Raw genomic sequence first — 16,227 nt, 5'->3', positions numbered from 1 at the left:
GGCAAGGGTAGTTTGTCGCGATGGCCGCTTTACCTATGAACAGGTCGTTTTCGGCAAAATCGAGTGACGCGGGAGTGTGCACACTGGACTCATGCACAGGTCGAGGGCGGTTTGGTCACCACCCTTCTGGCACAGGTAGGTTGCTCGCTCTTTGCCCCGGCTGCGTCACGGCTTGCCGGGGCAATTTTTATTTCAGCCAGGCAATCCGATGACCCGCCCTACGAACGCCGCGGCCGGCAGATCAGCCTGCTCCGCGACGATCCCCTGCAACCGCTCCGCCACCTGCGGCGTAAACGGCGCCGACTTCGGCCCCGCCAGGTCCACATGCAGCAGCATCTGTTCGCTGGCCGCCAGCGCCTGGTCGAAGCCTTCCCGGTGCAGGCTGTGGTAGAGGTGCAGGCGCTTGCGGTCGAAACCGATCACCTGGGTGTTGACCCACACCTGGGTCCCCAGCTTCACCTCGTGCAAGTAGTTCAGATGGCATTCCAGGGTGAACAACGAATGCCCGGTGGCCTCGCGGTTGTCGCCGTCCAGGCCGATGCGCTCCATGAATGCATCGGTGGCGTAGCTGAAAATCAGCAGGTAAAAGGCATCGCGCAAGTGCCCGTTGTAATCCACCCAGTCTTCCAGGACCGGGGTCTGGTAGGTCAGCAAGGCCGGCATCGCGTGTCTCCCTGTCAGTCGCTGAAGGTCATGCCGTGGCGGGCCTTGGTGGTTTTCACCGCGTCCAGCACCGCCAGCAGGCAGTCATCACGATAGCGCTCCAGCGAGGCGATGCTACGTTCGCCGCGTTGCTCCGAGGTGCCGTCGACCACCGCATCGATCAGTTCGTCGGTCAGTTCGGGAGCGGGCAGGTAAGTCCAGGGCAGTTGCAGCGCCGGGCCGAACTGGGCCATGAAGTGGCGCATGCCTGCGTCGCCTCCGGCCAGGGTGTAGGTCAGGAAGGTGCCCATGAACGACCAGCGCAGTCCGGCTCCGAAGCGGATCGCGTCGTCGATCTCGCCGGTGGTCGCCACGCCGTCGTTGACCAGGTGCAGCGCTTCGCGCCACAGGGCTTCGAGCAGGCGGTCGGCGATGAAGCCGGGCACTTCCTTGCGCACATGCAGCGGTTGCATGCCGAGGGCGCTGTAGACCTGCTTCGCCGCTTCGATGGCCTCTGGCGCGGTGTTGCGGCCGCCGACGATTTCCACCAGCGGCAGCAGGTATACCGGGTTGAACGGATGGCCGACTACGCAGCGTTCGGGATGGACGGACGACTCGTAGAACTCGCTGGGCAACAGCCCCGAGGTGCTGGAGGCGATCAGGGCGTCGGGCTTGGCCGCGGCGCTGATCTTGCCGTGCAGGTCGAGCTTGAGCTCCAGCCGCTCTGGCGCGCTTTCCTGAATGAAGTCGGCGTTGCTGACGCATTCCTCGATGGTCGCGACAAAGCGCAGACGGTCCTGCGAGGCGCCGGGGGCGAGGCCCTGTTTTTCCAGCGCCGGCCAGGCGTTGGCAATGCGCTTGCGCAGCGCTGCCTCGGCACCGGGGGCCGGGTCCCAGGCCACTACGTCGAGGCCGTGGGCCAGGGCGCGGGCGACCCAGCCGCTGCCGATCACGCCGCTACCGAGGGCGGCGAAGGTCTTGATATCAGTGATAAAGCGCATGGGTGGCTCCTGTGGTTCAGCGACGGGTCAGGTTCATCTTGGCGCGGCCTTCGGCGGGGGTGAGCACCCGGGCGCCGAGGCGGTGAAGAATCTCGGTGGCGCGTTCCACCAGTTGGCCGTTGGTGGCGAGTACGCCCTTTTCCAGCCACAGGTTGTCTTCCAGGCCCACCCGCACGTTGCCGCCGAGCAGCACCGCCTGGGCGGCCATCGGCATCTGCATGCGGCCGATGCCGAAGCCGGCCCAGGTGACGTTCGGCGGCAGGTTGTCGACCATGGCCTTCATGGTGGTGGTGTCTGCCGGCGCGCCCCACGGGATGCCCAGGCACAACTGGAACAGCGGATCGTCCAGCAGGCCTTCCTTGATCATCTGCTTGGCGAACCACAGATGGCCGGTGTCGAAGATCTCCAGTTCGGCTTTAACGCCCAGTTCGGTGATGCGTTTGGCGCCGGCGCGCAACTGGCTCGGGGTGGACACGTAGATGCTGTTGCCGTCGCCGAAGTTGAGGGTGCCGCAATCCAGCGTGCAGATTTCCGGCAGCAGCGCCTCGACGTGGGCCAGGCGTTCCAGCGGGCCGATCAGATCGGTGCCGGTGCCGAACTCCATGGGCATCTCGCCGGGACCGATTTCAAGATCGCCGCCCATGCCGGCGGTGAGGTTGACGATGATGTCCACGTCGGATTCGCGGATGCGCTCCATCACTTCGCGGTACAGCGCCACGTCGCGGCTGAACCGGCCGGTTTCGGGGTCGCGGACGTGGCAGTGGACCACCGTGGCGCCGGCCTTGGCCGCTTCCACGGCGGCGGCGGCGATCTGCTTGGGCGTGACGGGGACGTGGTGGCTCTTGCTGGCGGTGTCGCCGGCACCGGTGAGGGCGCAGGTGATGATGACGTCGTGGTTCATTGCGGTTTCCTTCAGGCGTGTCTGGGCTTCGTTGCCGTGTTCGGCAGCGAGGGTTTCTGTGTTCGGGAGGGCCTCATCGCTGGCAAGCCAGCTCCCACAGGTGCGGAGTACGCAGGACCTTGTGGGAGCCGGCGTTGCCGGCGATAGCGGTAGATCAGTTGGCGGTGAGCTTGAGATTGTCGGCAGCCGGCTGCCCATCCAGGGTGGTCACCCCTTCCAGCCAGCGCGCCTTGTCTTCGGGATGGTCCTTGAGCCATTGCCGCGCCGATTCCAGCGCGTCCTTGTGATCCAGCAGCGGCTGCATCATCCGGCTCTCGTCTTCGGCGGTGAAGGTCAGGTTGCTCAGCAGGCGGCTGACGTTGGGGCAACGGCTGGCGTAGTCGGGGGCGGTAACGGTCCACACCGTGGCACGGCCTTCGTCCGGGCCGAGGGCACCTTCGCTGCCGCTCAGGTAAGCCATGTCGATGTTCACGTTCATCGGGTGCGGCGCCCAGCCGAAGAACACCACCGCCTCCTTGCGTCGCACGGCCCGGTCGACGGCGGCGAGCATTCCGGCTTCGCTGGACTCCACCAGCTGGAACTTGCCAAGGCCGAACTGGTTCCTGGCGATCATCGCCTTGATCTGGGTGTTGGCGCCGGAGCCAGGCTCGATCCCGTAGATCTTGCCGCCCAGCTCCTTCTCGAATTTGTGGATGTCGGCGAAGGTTTTCAGGCCCTTGTCGGCCAGATATTTCGGTACGGCCAGGGTGGCGCGGGCGTCGTTGAGGCTGGGCGCGTCGAGGACCTTCACCTGCCCGGCATCGACGAACGGGGTGATGGTCTGGGTCATGATCGGGTTCCAGTAGCCGAGGAACAGGTCCAGGCGCTGGTCGCGGATGCCGGCGAAGATGATCTGCTGCGAGGCGCTGGTCTGCTTGGTCTGGTAGCCGAGGCCATCGAGCAGTACCTGGGTCATGGCGCTGGTGGCCATCACGTCAGTCCAATTGACCACGCCCAGGCGGACGTTCTTGCAGGCGGCCGGTTCGGCGGCCATCACGTTGGTGCTGAGGATTGCGGTACCGACAAGCATCAAGAGCGAACGACTGATCGATTGCATGGGTGGCTCCTCCAACGGCAGTTCTAATTGTTATGGGGGCGGCTTCTGCGAGCCGTGGTGCTCACGTTACGCGGGCTTCACCGCGGAAAATCGCACTGTGGCGACCGGCGCTTGCACAGCGGCGACCTGCGCGGTATTAACCGGTCTTCCCTGGCTGTCGAGTCGCCACCATGTCCCAGGATTTTCACTTTCTGCTGCTTCCGGGCTTTTCCGCGCTGGGCTTCATTTCGGCACTGGAACCGCTGCGGGTGGCCAACCGCTTTCGCCCCGGGCTGTATGGCTGGCGGGTGTTGAGTCTGGATGGTGGCGCGGTATTGGCCAGCAACGGCATGTCGGTCAATGCCGACGGCCCGCTGGAGCCTCTGGGCAAGGGCGCGACCCTTTTGGTGGTGGCCGGCTTCGAGCCGCTGCAGCACTACGGGCCGACCTTGGCCCACTGGTTGCGCAAGCTGGATCATGACGGTGTAGTGCTGGGCGGGATCGATACCGGCACCCTGGTGCTGGCGGAGGCTGGACTGCTCGACGGCCACCGGGTGACCCTGCATTGGGAAGCGCTGGACGCGTTCAAGGAGCGTTATCCACGGCTGGAGGCGACCCAGGAGCTGTTCGAGGTGGACCGGCGCCGCATCACCTCGGCCGGCGGGACTGCGTCCATCGACCTGATGCTCGACCTGATCGGCCAGGCCCATGGTGCCGAACTGGCGATCCAGGTGTCCGAACAGTTCGTGCTTGGCCGTATCCGACCGCGTCAGGATCACCAGCGCATGCAGATCGCCTCGCGCTACGGCATCAGCAACAGCAAGCTGGTGCAGGTGATCGGCGCCATGGAGCGCAACACCGAGACGCCACTGAACACACTGGAACTGGCTGAGTCGGTGCAGGTCAGCCGGCGTCAGCTGGAGCGCTTGTTCCGGCTCTACCTCAAGGACACGCCGAGCGGCTTCTACCTGCGCCTGCGCCTGGACAAGGCGCGGCAACTGCTGCGCCAGACCGAGATGAGCGTGCTGGACGTCAGTATCGCCTGCGGTTTTGATTCACCGTCGTACTTCACCCGCAGTTACCGGGCGCGCTTTCAGCGGTGCCCGCGGGAGGATCGGCGGGCGCCTGCAACGGGTTAGCGGACACTTGGGGCCGCAAGGCAGCCCCAAACGGCCTAGAGCCCGTCCTGCAACAACGTCCGTGGCAAGGCAAAGCCCTTGAACAACGGTTGCGTGAACGGGTTCTCGGCCTTCTCCGTACTGATGCGGTAGCGCATGCCTCCGTCCGGTGCGGAGAAGCTGATGTCCACGCTGGTGCTGGTGCTGCCGTTCAAGCGCGCCTGGCTGAGCAGCCGGTACAGCGACCAGGGGCCCCGGTAGACCAGGCCGCTGCTGCTGCCGCTGGCATTGACCAGGGTCATGCGGCTTTCGTTGTTCGGCGCCAGGGTGTTGGGCCAGATCAGCGCCGTGCTGGTGCTGGGGCCATGGTTGTAGGTGATCAGCTGCCCTTCGACGCTTAGCGAGCTGCTGCGCTTGGTGGGCGCCAGCCCGAGTGGCTCGATGTAGAACTGCACACCGAGCAGGCCGCGTCCATTGAAGAAGGCATCGCGGATACGCTCGGCAGACGTCAGTCGGGCCTGCACGTCGGCGCTCACCAGATAGCCGCCCAATCGCTCCGAGTACAGCGCTTCGAGGTTGTCTTCGAGGAACAGGTTCAGATACTGCTCGCGGAATTTCTGCAGCCGGCCCTGTGGGCCGAAGAACGCGGTGAAATCCTCCAGCGAAGCTTCCTGGCGGCTGGCCGGATTGAAGGGGTAGCGATCGGCCAGGCGCTCGCGATAGAAACGATGCACATCCCTGTCCCAGCGACGCTCCAGCTCTCGCAGCGCCTCCACCAGGATCACCCGGGAAGACTCGTCGGCCAGCTTGGCCACCTGACGGTTCAGCGGCTCTGGCAGCCCGGCGGCGATCCTCTGCAGGTTGGCGATGGGGTCGGGGCCTTGCAGCGAGAAGCGCTCGACCACCATGGCGAGGGCAACCTTGCCGCGATCGGGGCTGTCGTGCACCACCCGTACCTTGTCTTGCACGCTGGCGATGGCGAGCATGGTTTCCTCCAGGTACGGAGCCCGGTCTTCCCGGCTGTCCAGCAGTTGATTCAGCGGGGCGAATGCGCGGGCGATATCGGTGATGAGCGGTGTCCGCTGCTCGTCGTCGCGGGTGCGAACGACCGCCTGCACCAGAGCGGCGCCCGGGTCGCTGCCGGTGTCATCGACGGGCGTTGCGCGCAGGCCGAGTTCGCTGTTGTCGCGGACCGTTTCCACCAGGCGCCGCAGTGGCGCCGCCGGCCCGGTCACGCTGCCGAGGATGTTGACGGCATCGGCGATATCGTTGAAGTCCCGCACCTCCAGATGGTTGAGGTTGCGTCGCCAGGTGTCGACGTAGGCACGGCCGTAGATGGCGCGGATTCGTTCGGCCAGAACGGTTTTGTCGGCGTCCGAGTAGTCCACTTTGGCCCGTTCCCCCAAGGCCCACTGGTCGATCATCGCCAGCTCGGTGAGATTCTCGCTGTGCCGGGCGAAATAGCTGCGGTAGCCCTTGGCGGTCAGCAGGGCGTCGATACGGCCGCTGGCCGGGGGTGGTGTTTCTCCGGCCGCTTCGACCTGGCCGGGCTCGGGCTGGTAGACGATATCGAACGCCGGGCCGATTTCGTTGCGCAGGTCCAGGGGCGAGGTGAGGGAAACCCCGGCCTCCTGGTTCATGGTCATGTACACTCGCTCCGGCAGCGGAATCTGGCGCAGATGCTGCTGCACGGTGGCAACGCGCTGCTGATACTGCGGCAGGCGGGTATCGACGTATTTCATGGCGTATTCGAGGTGACGCATCAGGGCGGTCTGGACACTATCCTGGCCGGGGAAGGCGGCCTGCCATTGCGCAGCCATCCAGTTTTCGACCACGGGCTGGCGGCGGTTGGTGCGGTCCTCGATCATCCGGTACACGCGCAGGGCGGCCAGTTGGGTGTCGTCACCGATGCCCGCGCCGTCCAGCGATTCCATGACGCCGCTGGCCAGGGCGGGCAAGAAGTGCTGCGACAGCAAGGTCAGGTAGGCTTCGTCGACCTTGGGGCCGATGGCATGTCCCTGGTACAGGCCCATGTTGGCCAGCAGCGGCCAGGCATTGCGGTAGTTTCCATAGACGGCGACGGCATTGCTGATCTGGTCCAGCGGCGGCAACAGGTTGCGGCCAGTGGGGTCCAGCTCGGTGTCGACGGCGCTGGCGCTGAAGTCGCGGCTGCGCTCCAGCACACTCAAGGCCTTGTCGCGGTTGATGCCGTAGTAGTGGTACCAGCCGCCGCAGACCAGCAGGCTGCCCAGCGATGCGATGCCCAAGCGCAGGGCCATGGCGTGCTTCTTCTGCCTGATGACCCGCGGGTTGTCGCCGGCCAGGTCGGACTCGGGGTAGATGACACGCTGGAACAGTTGCTGGGCGAAGTAGACCAGTGCCTGTCCGCTGGGGTGCATCCTGTTGCTCGCCTCGCGCATTTCGTAGGCTTGTGCTGCACAGTCGACGAAGGTGTTGTTGAGCAGGCCCTGCTGGTACACCGAGGAAAAGAACACGCCGCGTGGCAAGGCCGGTGTGGCGAAGCGATCACTGCCCAGCACATCGCCGAGGAAGTCCAGCAGCATCGAACGCAGGCCGCACAGTTGCCGCACCAGCGAATGCAGGGATTGGCGCTGGTCCTGGTCGGTGGAATTCGCCAGGGCGTCGAAAACCTTATCGTTCAGTCGCTCGAGGAACGCGTCGTAGCGTTCGCCCAGCTCTTCCAGCCAGGCGTCGTAGTCCCGTAGCGAATCGAAGGTAAAGGTGAGGCCGAAGATGTCTTCCCGGGCCGACTTGGGCAAGCGGGCGAACAGGGTGTCGAAACCGTCGAGCAGGTCGAATTTGCTCAGGACGACGTACAGCGGCGGCCGCGTACCCAGCTCGCGGCTGAGTTCGATCAGCCGCGAACGCAGGATGGCGGCCAGTTGCTTGCGTTCGCTGGGGGGCTGCTTGAGCAGGGTCACCAGGCTGACGACCAGGACGACACCGTTCAGTGGCCGCCGGCTGCGGTTGTGTCCCAGCCAACTGACAAATCCATGCCACAGACGTGCATGCAATTCTTCCGGCAACCCGGACGAGGCGCCTTGGGGCGCGACAGACGATTCCTGCTCGGGGCCGTTGGCAACCGGGAGCTGGCTGATGATCTCGCCGGGAGGGTCGATCAGCACCGCCTGGTCGCCGATGCACCAGTCGATGGAATACAGCCGGTCCGGATCTTCCTGCTGGCGCCAACTGCCGGCCTTCATCTCGGCGGTCAGGGAGGAGCCCTGGCTGACGCGATTGACGAAGCTGGTCTTGCCGGCGTTTTCCTGCCCCAGCACCAGGTACCACGGTATCTGGTACTGGGCATTGCGGCCCTTGAGGTTGGCCTGGAGCAGGGCGAGGTTGCGATCGAGGTCGCGTTCCTGGGCCTCGACGAAGCGCAGGCAGGCATCGGTCTGGCGTACCTCCTCGTGCTTGCGCTCCGCTTCCAGGCGGCGGTTGCGCCGCTGCAGGCGAACGATCCAGCCCAGCAGGGGCAGCACCAGCAGCATCACGATGGCCAGAACTCGCGCGGTGACGCTGCCCAGCGGCTGGTAGCCGGCCAGCGCCCAGCGCGGGCCGAGCCACCAGATGACTGCCGCGCCGAGCACCAGTGTCAGCAACAGGAGCGGTATGCCGGGCTTGAGCCAGCGCAACAAGGGCCGACCATATCGTTGCAAGTTGGACCAGATGTTCCCCATGGCAGTGTTCCCTGTTTAATCCTTGTGTGCTTCGCCAGCCGGCGCGTGCCGTGCCAGCAATTGATAAAGCTCCGGTTCCCATGCGCGGGCGGAGGCGTTGTCCATGACGCTGTGCGCACGGGCATACAGGCCATCGGCCAGCCAGCTCAGGCCCCGGGAGGCGAGCAGTTCGGCGGCAATGGCCATGACGTGGCAGGCATGGCGCAGATCGGTCTTGTGGTGCTGGAGCGACTCCAGGCTGCGCAGCATCGACTCGACCCCGGCGGTGTCGAGTTGCGCGCTCAATTCGCCACGCAGGGCTGGATACTCCGGGCTGGCGCCGGTTGCGCTTTCCTGTGTGGCGCCGCTGACCCAGGCCTGCACTTCGCTGTCGATGAAAGGCCGGCCATCGGCGAACTCCAGCGTGGTCAGGGCGGGCAGGCGGGTCACGAAACGCTCGGTCGCTTGCCGGATGGCCTCGGCAACCCTGGGCATTTCCAGCTTGCGAGCGATGCCTGCCGACAGAAAGCTGCCGCGCAGCCAGTACGGGGAGGAGGTGACACTGCGTTCGACCCGTTGCAGCAGGGCCGGATCGATGGCGTTGGTCATCAGCGCCTCGTCGTAGCGGTCCGCGACATCCTGCGGAACGGCCATCAATTCGGTCCGCCTGTCGTGGTGCATCAGCGGCGCCTGGGTCAGGTGCGCCCACAGCGCGAACCGGCGCAGCAGGTAGCCGGTCGGGTCGTAGAGGTCCTGCTGGTTGATGATCTCCGCCGCCGAGAGCAGCGAGCGGCGGTTCTCCCGTTCGTTGCCCGGGTTGACCTGGAGCGGCGCGAAGAAGGCATCCGCCAGGCCGTCGCCGCCGATGGCCAGGTCGATGGATTGCCCATCCAGCTCCGGTGCACGGTGGGACTCGGCCGACTGGCGCAGCCTGCTCTCCAGTCGGCTCAGTACTGCGACATCCAGCCTGGCGAGCGGGGCGTTTGCCTGAAGCTGGTCGAGCGCCTGCTGGCCGGCCTTGTGCAGCTCTTGCGAGTAACTGTTGCGGTCCAGCCTGGGGAGGGCGTCAGCCAGGCGTTCCAGATACTGGTCGACGAGACGGCGCTTGATCCGATACCCGGTGGCGCCCGGCCTGGGATGACCGGTTTCCCAGTATTTTTCGACCATGCCGGCGAGCACCCCGGCCGCCTCGCTCCAGCCGCGCCAGCAACCGGTGCGCAGGCGCCCGGTCATCAGGTGGCCGGCAATGCGAAAGTGCTTGCACTGGGTGCCCAGGTATTGCTGTGCGCCGTTGTCGACGAAACTCCAGTCGATGGCGCGTTCCTGCAGGCCGCCGAGCTTGACCATTTCATGGTCGATGCCCTGGAACAGTTCGTCCTCTTCGTCGAAGGGGCCTGCCGGCAGGGCCGGGTCCAAGGGTTTGAGCAGGGCCTTGAGATCAAGCGGGGGAAGTTGCCTCACCAATGACAGGCCTCCCGTTGCTCGGCGATCTGTTCACCCAGCGCGCGGGCATCGAACTGCAGGCCGTCGAACGGGCTGTAGTTGCTCTCGAGCGTCAACAGCCGGGCCGGACGGGCCAGGTGCCGTAGCTGCTCGATGGCCACCAGGCCGCGCCCCACGTCGCTGACCGTACCGTCGTCCAGCACTTGCCAGGGGCGGGCGGGGCTCACGGCCTTGCCGTCCAGTACAAGACGGATCGTGATGTAGTTGACCGGCAAGGGCTCGCGGCTGAGCAACTGGAGCCGGGAAATGTTGGACAGGCAGCTGATGGCCAGATAGGCGTGGGGTTGGGGACCGGTCAGTGCCGGGGCGGAAATCACCACCTTGTCCTGGCCAACGGGCCGGTCTGCGCTACGGGTGATCCTGGACGGGGTTTCGTCGGCGAGGCGCCCGGCCTCGTTGGCCTCGACCAGCTCCTTGATCAAGGGCCTCTTGTGCTCCGGTTCGACCGGCTTCGGGGCGACCGGTTGTTGCCGTACGGGAGTCGTCGGCGGTGTTCCGGCCACGCTGTCGAAGCAGGCCAGGCGCTCGAGCGCGGAAGTGATGCGGGTGCAGTCCCCGGATGCGCCGGTGGTGGCCTCGCCGCTATCGCAGCCGGCCAGGAGCACGGCGGTGAGCAGTGCCAGTTTCAGGCGTGGGCGGCGCTCCCTGGCGCCGATGATCGTAGGTGTCATGTTGTCGTTCATGATCAGCCCAGCGTCGCGACGAAGGTGCTGTTGTCCCAGCCCAGTTCAGCAGACTGGATCTGCTCGCCGCGAGACAGGCGCTGCAGGACGGCCAGCGAAAGGGGAGGCAGCAATTCACCGTCGATGACCGCATCGAGCATGCGTGCGCCGTTGCGATGGCGGGCGCATCGGGCGCGCAGTTCTTCTCGCGCGCGCTCGTCGATCACCAGGTCGGCTTCGTAGCGTTGCAGGAGTTGTTGCTGCAGGCGTTGCAGGCGACTGTCGATGATCTCGCCAAGCACCTCCGCGTCCAGGTAGCGATACGGAACGATCTGCATCCGTGCCAGCAGTGCAGGCTTGAAGAACCCCATCAGTTTTTGCCGCAGCCGGTCACCTTCCAGATCATCCAGCGCGCTGCCGTCCTGGTCGAAGCCCAGGTTCGAGGTCAGGAAGAACAGTACGTTGCGGCAGTCGATGCGCCGGCCCTCGCCGTCGTTCAACTCGCCTTTGTCGAAGGCCTGGTAGAACAGGTCGAGCACTTCCGGGTGGGCTTTTTCCACCTCGTCGAGCAGCACCACCGAATAGGGCTGCCGGCGAATGGCTTCGGTGAGTACGCCACCCTCGCCATAGCCGACGTAACCCGGTGGCGCGCCCAGCAGCCGCGAGACGGTGAACTTCTCCTGGTACTCGGACATGTTGATGGTGGTCAGGAATTGCTCGCCGCCGAACAGGGCATCGGCCACGGCCAGCGCTGTTTCGGTCTTGCCGACGCCACTGGGGCCTACCAGCAGGAATGCCCCCATCGGCGTGCCGGGGCGGCGCAAGTCGGCGAGGGCCGTGAGCATGTGCCGGTGCACGGTCTCCAGCGCCGCATCCTGGCCCTTGATGCGCGCCCGCAGGTTCGCGGGCAGGCTGTCCAGGCGCGCCATCTGGTCACTGCTGATGGTGGTGGCGGGGATACCCGTCCAGTCGGCGATCACCTGGGCCACCTGCTCGGCGCCGACATCGGCGTGCAGCAGTGCCTCCTTGCGCTGCAGCAGGTTCAGCTGCGCGACCTTGTCGCGCAACGCCCGGGCCGCCTCGCCGTCGTGGTTGTCTGCACGCAATGCGACGATTTCGTCCACCAGCACCTTCTGCTGTTGCCAATCCTGGCGCAGCTGTTCGATGTCGTGCTGCACCTGGCGGCGGGCCGTGCTCAGTGCTTCCAGGTGGTTTTTCGCGATGGTGCGTCCAGCCTGGCTGTCGCGCACCAGCAGGTTGTATTCGCTGTCGATCTGCTGTTGCCGGTTTTCCAGGGCATTGAGGCGTCGGGGCGGCTCGGCCAGGGCGGATGCCACTCGGGCACACGCCGTGTCGAGTACATCAATGGCCTTGTCCGGCAGTTGCCTGCCGCTGAGGTAGCGGTTCGACAGCGCGGCGGCGGCCTGCAAGGCGTCGTCACCGATGAACACCTGGTGCGCCGCTTCGTAGACCGGACGCAGGCCTCGCAGGATATGCACGGCCTGCTCGGGTGAAGGCGCTTCCAGCCTGACCAGCTGGAAGCGGCGGGCGAGGGCCGCATCCTTCTCGAAATAGCGTTTGTACTCCGACCAGGTCGTCGCGGCGATGGTGCGCAACTCGCCCCTGGCCAGCGCCGGCTTGAGCAGATTGGCCGCATCGCTGCCGCCGGCGCTGTTGCCGGCTCCGATCAGGGTATGGGCCTCGTCGATGAACAGGATGATCGGCGAGGCCGCGCTGCGGACCTCGTCGATCACCGCCTTCAGGCGCTTCTCGAACTCGCCCTTGACCGACGCGCCCGCTTGCAGGGCGCCCAGGTCCAGTCCCCAGAGCTCGACCCGGTGCAGCGACTCGGGTACCCGGCCCTGGACGATACGCTGTGCCAGGCCCTCGACCACCGCGCTCTTGCCGACGCCGGCATCGCCCACCACGATCGGGTTGTTCTTGCGCCGGCGGGAAAGGATATCGACCATCAGGTCTATTTCCGGGTCGCGGCACAGGACCGGGTCCATCCCGCCCTCCCGCGCCAGGGCGCTGAAGTTGTGACCGAACCGCGCCAGGGCACTGTTCTCGCCGGACACGGCGTTCGCTACAGCCGCGCCGTCGTTGCGCTGCGGGGCCTCTGCGGACGCCGCCAGGCGCTCGCCGAAGTGCTTGCGCAAGGCCTCGCGATTGATGCCATCGAGCAAGCGGATCGCAGCCAGCGGCAGGTAGCGGGCCGGGTTGAGCAAGGTGGCCAGGAACACCGCGCCGCTGCGGATGTGGGCCTGGCCCAGGTCTACCGAGCTGAGCAGCCAGGCATCCTGCAAGGCATCGACGAGCAGCGGTGAGAAGGAAGGGTACTGGCCATGTCGCGAGTCATGCTCACTGACATCGCCGCAGAGGCTATCGCGCAACGTGTCGACATCCAGCCCCGCGTCCGCGAGGGTGATACGCACGTCGCAAGCCGGTTGGCCGAGGAAGGCCGTCAACAGATGAGCGACGGTCACTTCCGCGCCACGCTGGACAATGCACAGGTTTCCCGCCTCTTCCAGAGCCAGTCGGCAACAGGGTCCAAGACGTTCTATTAGCGTAGCCAGATCAACCGTGATCATTTATCGGAATTCGCCTTTGATAAGGGGGAGGGGTTTCCTTGTTGCGTGCCTGATCATCAAATAAAGTTTCAATTTGTTGCTGGTTAACTATTATTTGTTTGCAAATGCTTAACAGATTGGCTGGCACACGGTAGTGCGGAAAGAAAGCATTAAAGTTGATTCTCCGTATATAGGAATATTCCGATAACTATTTGGAAATTTCCCGCAGACTGGAATCTAATGTTTTGAAGTAATTCCACCCCGTACTTTCGGAAATTTCCTATTTTCTTGCAGTTTGTCCTTGTACTAGTTTTAGCGGCGTTTGTGGGTCGGTATCCACTAATGCCTGCTTGAACTGCGTAATGGCCTCGACTTTCCCGCCTGCGGATTCTTCGAATTCGTCGCGGCGTCGTCGTGTGCCGTTCACGCGATGGCATTGCACTGGATACCCACTCATGCGGCGATTTTCCGAAGGAGTGGTTTCATGGCAAACAAGAATGGGTCGGTAGCCCCAAAAGAACGCATCAATATCACCTACGTTCCGGCAACCAATGGCGAGCAGGAGGAAGTCGAGCTTCCTCTGCGCCTGCTGGTGACCGGGGACTTCATCGGGCGCGACGAAGACAGCGCGCTGGAGGACCGCATCCCGGTCCGGGTCGACAAGGACAACTTCGACAATGTCATGGCCGAGAAGAACATCGGCTTCAGGGAAAGTGTTTCCAGTGTCCTGACCGACGGTGTCGATGACACGCTGGATATCGACCTCACGTTCAATTCCCTCGACGACTTCAGCCCCGATGCCATCGCGCGCCAGGTTCCCGAGCTGAGCAAGCTGCTTGAGCTGCGCGAGGCGCTGGTTGCCCTCAAGGGGCCACTGGGCAACGTCCCCGAGTTCCGCAAGCAACTGCAGGCAATGCTGGGCGACGAGGCCACGCGCAGCCAGTTGGCCAGTGAGCTGGAGGCGGTACTCGGCACAAGCCGGGACTGACCGTCGGCGGGTTCTGTCCGCAACAACTTCCGAGAGACGAGATGTGTCTTGCGCATGAAGGCAGTGCGCGAGTCGTGTCCCGTCGCCGGTGCCTCGTGCTGCGAGGCAGCGCATTCATTCCATTCAGGTTTCAAAGGATATGAGCATGACAACAGCGCACCCCGCTCCTGTCGAACAACAAGACTCTCATCAGCAAGGTGGCCTGCTGGCCCAGATCCTGGCCCAGACACGCATCGAGCCCAGCCAGGAGGGCTATGCCATCGCCGAGCGCGGCGTAGCGGCGTTCATCGCCGAAATGCTCAAGTCGTCCGACCGGCAGCAGCCGATCAACAAACAGCGGGTGGACCAGATGCTGGCGCAGATCGACGCCAGGATCGGCAAGCAGGTGGACGTGATCCTGCACAACCCGGGCTTCCAGGCGCTGGAGTCGAGCTGGCGCGGGCTGCGGTTCCTGGTCGACCGCACCGATTTTCGTGAAAACACCCTCATCGACGTCTTGCAGGTGAGCAAGCAGGAGTTGCTGGACGACTTCGAAAGCGCTGGCGACATCACCCGCAGTGGCCTGTACCGGCACGTCTACACCTCGGGTTACGGCCAGTTCGGCGGGCTGCCGGTCGGCTGCATGGTCAGCAACTACACCTTCGGGCCGTCGGCGCCGGACATCAAGCTGCTTGGCTACGTGGCCTCGGTCGGGGCGATGGCTCACGCGCCGTTCCTGGGCGCTGCCGGGCCGGAAATGCTCGACCTGGAGTCGTTCCAGGAGTTGCCGAACCTCAAGGAGGTGAAGGACATCTTCGACGGGCCGCGGTTCACCAAGTGGCGCGGCCTGCGCGATTCCGAGGACGCCCGCTACCTGGGCCTGACCCTGCCGCGCTTCCTGCTGCGCCAGCCCTACGACCCCCTCGAGAACCCCGCCCGCAGTTTCGACTATCGCGAAACCATCGGTGGCAATCATGACCACTACCTCTGGGGCAACACCTCCTTCGCCATGGCCAGTCGCATCGTCGACAGCTTCGCCAGGTATCGCTGGTGCCCGAACATCATCGGCCCGCAGTCCGGTGGCACGGTCGAGGACTTGCCGGTGCACCTCTACGAGTCCCTTGGCCAGTTGCAAGCGAAGATTCCGACCGAAGTGCTGGTCTCCGACCGGCGCGAGTTCGAGCTCTCCAGCGAAGGCTTCATCCCGCTGACCATGCGCAAGGACAGCGACAACGCGGCGTTCTTCTCGGCCAATTCGGTACAGCGCCCCAAGGTGTTCGCCAAGACCCCGGAAGGCCAGGCGGCACAGACGAACTACATGCTGGGCACGCAGTTGCCCTACATGATGATCATCAACCGCCTGGCTCACTACCTGAAGGTGCTGCAGCGCGAGCAGGTGGGCAGCTGGAAGGAGCGTCCCGACCTGCAGCGCGAGCTCAACAACTGGATTCGCCAATACGTCGCCGACCAGGAAAACCCGTCCTCCGACGTGCGCAGTCGTCGTCCGCTGCGTGCGGCGAACATCGTGGTACAGGACGCCGAGGGTAACCCTGGCTGGTACCAGGTGTCGCTGTCGGTCCGCCCGCACTTCAAGTACATGGGCGCCAACTTCGAGCTCTCGCTCGTCGGCCGACTGGATAAGGAATGAGGGTGAATGTCACCACGCCGCCAGCGGCAGGGTCGGGAAGCCTGTTCCATCGGCTCGATCCTGACCAGCCGCCGCTGCGCTCGCGCTCCGGCAAGGCGTTGTCCGGCGAGCGGGTCAGGGCGATCAAGACCAACCTGGAGCAGTTGCTCAATACCCGCCGGGGCAGCTCGCAGAGCTGCCCCGATCTGGGGCTGCCCGACATGAACGATGCGGCCGTCGGGCCGCTGGAGCTCAGGACCCGGATCTGCCAGGACATCCGCGAAATGGTCGCTCGCTACGAGCCGCGTGTGCAGGTGGTGGACGTTCATCCGGTCGCGGCGGACGAGCACACGCCCGGCCTGTGCTTTCGCCTGCATTGCCAGGTGCCACTCGTTGATGCAGCCGAGCAGGTAGAGATCGACCTGCTGGTTCATCAGCGCCAACAACGGATTCTGGTGCTGTGAAGATCATGGCCAAGGAG

The 16,227-nt window shown here is 64.8% G+C and carries 12 protein-coding genes; 4 read left to right on the top strand and 8 right to left on the bottom strand.

The window, feature by feature from the left end; genetic code table 11:
• Positions 1-192: 192 nt before the first annotated feature.
• From AC05QJ_RS30120 to choX, 4 genes are all read right to left on the bottom strand, one after another.
• Complete coding sequence (locus tag AC05QJ_RS30120; protein WP_476744802.1) at positions 193-663, bottom strand: thioesterase family protein; 471 nt, start codon at positions 661-663, stop codon at positions 193-195.
• 14 nt (positions 664-677) lie between these two features.
• Positions 678-1,643 carry an L-carnitine dehydrogenase gene (locus tag AC05QJ_RS30115; protein ID WP_476744801.1) on the bottom strand — a complete coding sequence of 322 codons (966 nt, stop codon included), beginning with the start codon at positions 1,641-1,643 and terminating at the stop codon, positions 678-680.
• Between the two features lie 16 nt (positions 1,644-1,659).
• Complete coding sequence (gene cdhC / locus AC05QJ_RS30110) at positions 1,660-2,544, bottom strand: 3-dehydrocarnitine:acetyl-CoA trimethylamine transferase CdhC (RefSeq protein ID WP_476744800.1); 885 nt, start codon at positions 2,542-2,544, stop codon at positions 1,660-1,662.
• 154 nt (positions 2,545-2,698) lie between these two features.
• Positions 2,699-3,640: a choline ABC transporter substrate-binding protein gene (gene choX / locus AC05QJ_RS30105; RefSeq protein WP_476744799.1), complete on the bottom strand. Its 942-nt coding sequence runs from the start codon at positions 3,638-3,640 to the stop codon at positions 2,699-2,701.
• A 170-nt stretch (positions 3,641-3,810) separates the two neighbouring features.
• Here choX and AC05QJ_RS30100 point away from each other — a divergent pair, with 170 nt between their 5' ends.
• On the top strand, positions 3,811-4,758 hold the full coding sequence (locus AC05QJ_RS30100) for a GlxA family transcriptional regulator (RefSeq protein WP_476744798.1): 948 nt from the start codon (positions 3,811-3,813) through the stop codon (positions 4,756-4,758).
• 35 nt (positions 4,759-4,793) lie between these two features.
• Here the strand turns inward: AC05QJ_RS30100 and tssM are convergent, their stop codons facing one another.
• The 4 genes from tssM to tssH are packed head-to-tail and all read right to left on the bottom strand — an operon-like array spanning position 4,794 to position 13,173.
• Positions 4,794-8,438, bottom strand: coding sequence for a type VI secretion system membrane subunit TssM (gene tssM / locus AC05QJ_RS30095; RefSeq protein WP_476744797.1), 3,645 nt, complete (start codon positions 8,436-8,438; stop codon positions 4,794-4,796).
• A 15-nt stretch (positions 8,439-8,453) separates the two neighbouring features.
• Entirely contained in the window at positions 8,454-9,887 is a 1,434-nt protein-coding gene (gene tssA / locus AC05QJ_RS30090) for a type VI secretion system protein TssA (protein WP_476748036.1), read from the bottom strand.
• Positions 9,875-10,591 (bottom strand): type VI secretion system-associated protein VasI, encoded by a 717-nt coding sequence (gene vasI / locus AC05QJ_RS30085; RefSeq protein WP_476744796.1) that lies wholly within the window; start codon positions 10,589-10,591, stop codon positions 9,875-9,877. The genes tssA and vasI overlap by 13 nt, the downstream gene beginning before the upstream one ends.
• A gap of 14 nt (positions 10,592-10,605) precedes the next feature.
• Entirely contained in the window at positions 10,606-13,173 is a 2,568-nt protein-coding gene (gene tssH / locus AC05QJ_RS30080; RefSeq protein ID WP_476744795.1) for a type VI secretion system ATPase TssH, read from the bottom strand.
• Between the two features lie 463 nt (positions 13,174-13,636).
• Here tssH and tssB point away from each other — a divergent pair, with 463 nt between their 5' ends.
• The 3 genes from tssB to tssE all read left to right on the top strand — a co-directional run bounded on the left by tssB (position 13,637) and on the right by tssE (position 16,210).
• Complete coding sequence (gene tssB, locus AC05QJ_RS30075; protein ID WP_476744794.1) at positions 13,637-14,140, top strand: type VI secretion system contractile sheath small subunit; 504 nt, start codon at positions 13,637-13,639, stop codon at positions 14,138-14,140.
• A gap of 145 nt (positions 14,141-14,285) precedes the next feature.
• Positions 14,286-15,767 carry a type VI secretion system contractile sheath large subunit gene (tssC, locus tag AC05QJ_RS30070; protein ID WP_476744793.1) on the top strand — a complete coding sequence of 494 codons (1,482 nt, stop codon included), beginning with the start codon at positions 14,286-14,288 and terminating at the stop codon, positions 15,765-15,767.
• Complete coding sequence (gene tssE / locus AC05QJ_RS30065) at positions 15,764-16,210, top strand: type VI secretion system baseplate subunit TssE (protein ID WP_476744792.1); 447 nt, start codon at positions 15,764-15,766, stop codon at positions 16,208-16,210. The genes tssC and tssE overlap by 4 nt, the downstream gene beginning before the upstream one ends.
• The last annotated feature ends 17 nt before the right edge of the window (positions 16,211-16,227 follow it).

Source organism: Pseudomonas sp. TUM25319 (genome assembly GCF_056388475.1).
Note: the sequence above shows the minus strand (reverse complement) of the source record. Positions and strands in the feature narration are given on the sequence as shown.

Coding starts and splice junctions, on each gene's coding strand:
- AC05QJ_RS30115 (WP_476744801.1), bottom strand. CDS start 1,643: ATGCGCTTTATCACTGATATCAAGACCTTCGCCGCCCTCGGTAGCGGC.
- tssE (WP_476744792.1), top strand. CDS start 15,764: ATGAGGGTGAATGTCACCACGCCGCCAGCGGCAGGGTCGGGAAGCCTG.
- tssC (WP_476744793.1), top strand. CDS start 14,286: ATGACAACAGCGCACCCCGCTCCTGTCGAACAACAAGACTCTCATCAG.
- AC05QJ_RS30100 (WP_476744798.1), top strand. CDS start 3,811: ATGTCCCAGGATTTTCACTTTCTGCTGCTTCCGGGCTTTTCCGCGCTG.
- tssM (WP_476744797.1), bottom strand. CDS start 8,438: ATGGGGAACATCTGGTCCAACTTGCAACGATATGGTCGGCCCTTGTTG.
- tssB (WP_476744794.1), top strand. CDS start 13,637: ATGGCAAACAAGAATGGGTCGGTAGCCCCAAAAGAACGCATCAATATC.
- AC05QJ_RS30120 (WP_476744802.1), bottom strand. CDS start 663: ATGCCGGCCTTGCTGACCTACCAGACCCCGGTCCTGGAAGACTGGGTG.
- cdhC (WP_476744800.1), bottom strand. CDS start 2,544: ATGAACCACGACGTCATCATCACCTGCGCCCTCACCGGTGCCGGCGAC.
- vasI (WP_476744796.1), bottom strand. CDS start 10,591: ATGACACCTACGATCATCGGCGCCAGGGAGCGCCGCCCACGCCTGAAA.
- choX (WP_476744799.1), bottom strand. CDS start 3,640: ATGCAATCGATCAGTCGTTCGCTCTTGATGCTTGTCGGTACCGCAATC.
- tssH (WP_476744795.1), bottom strand. CDS start 13,173: ATGATCACGGTTGATCTGGCTACGCTAATAGAACGTCTTGGACCCTGT.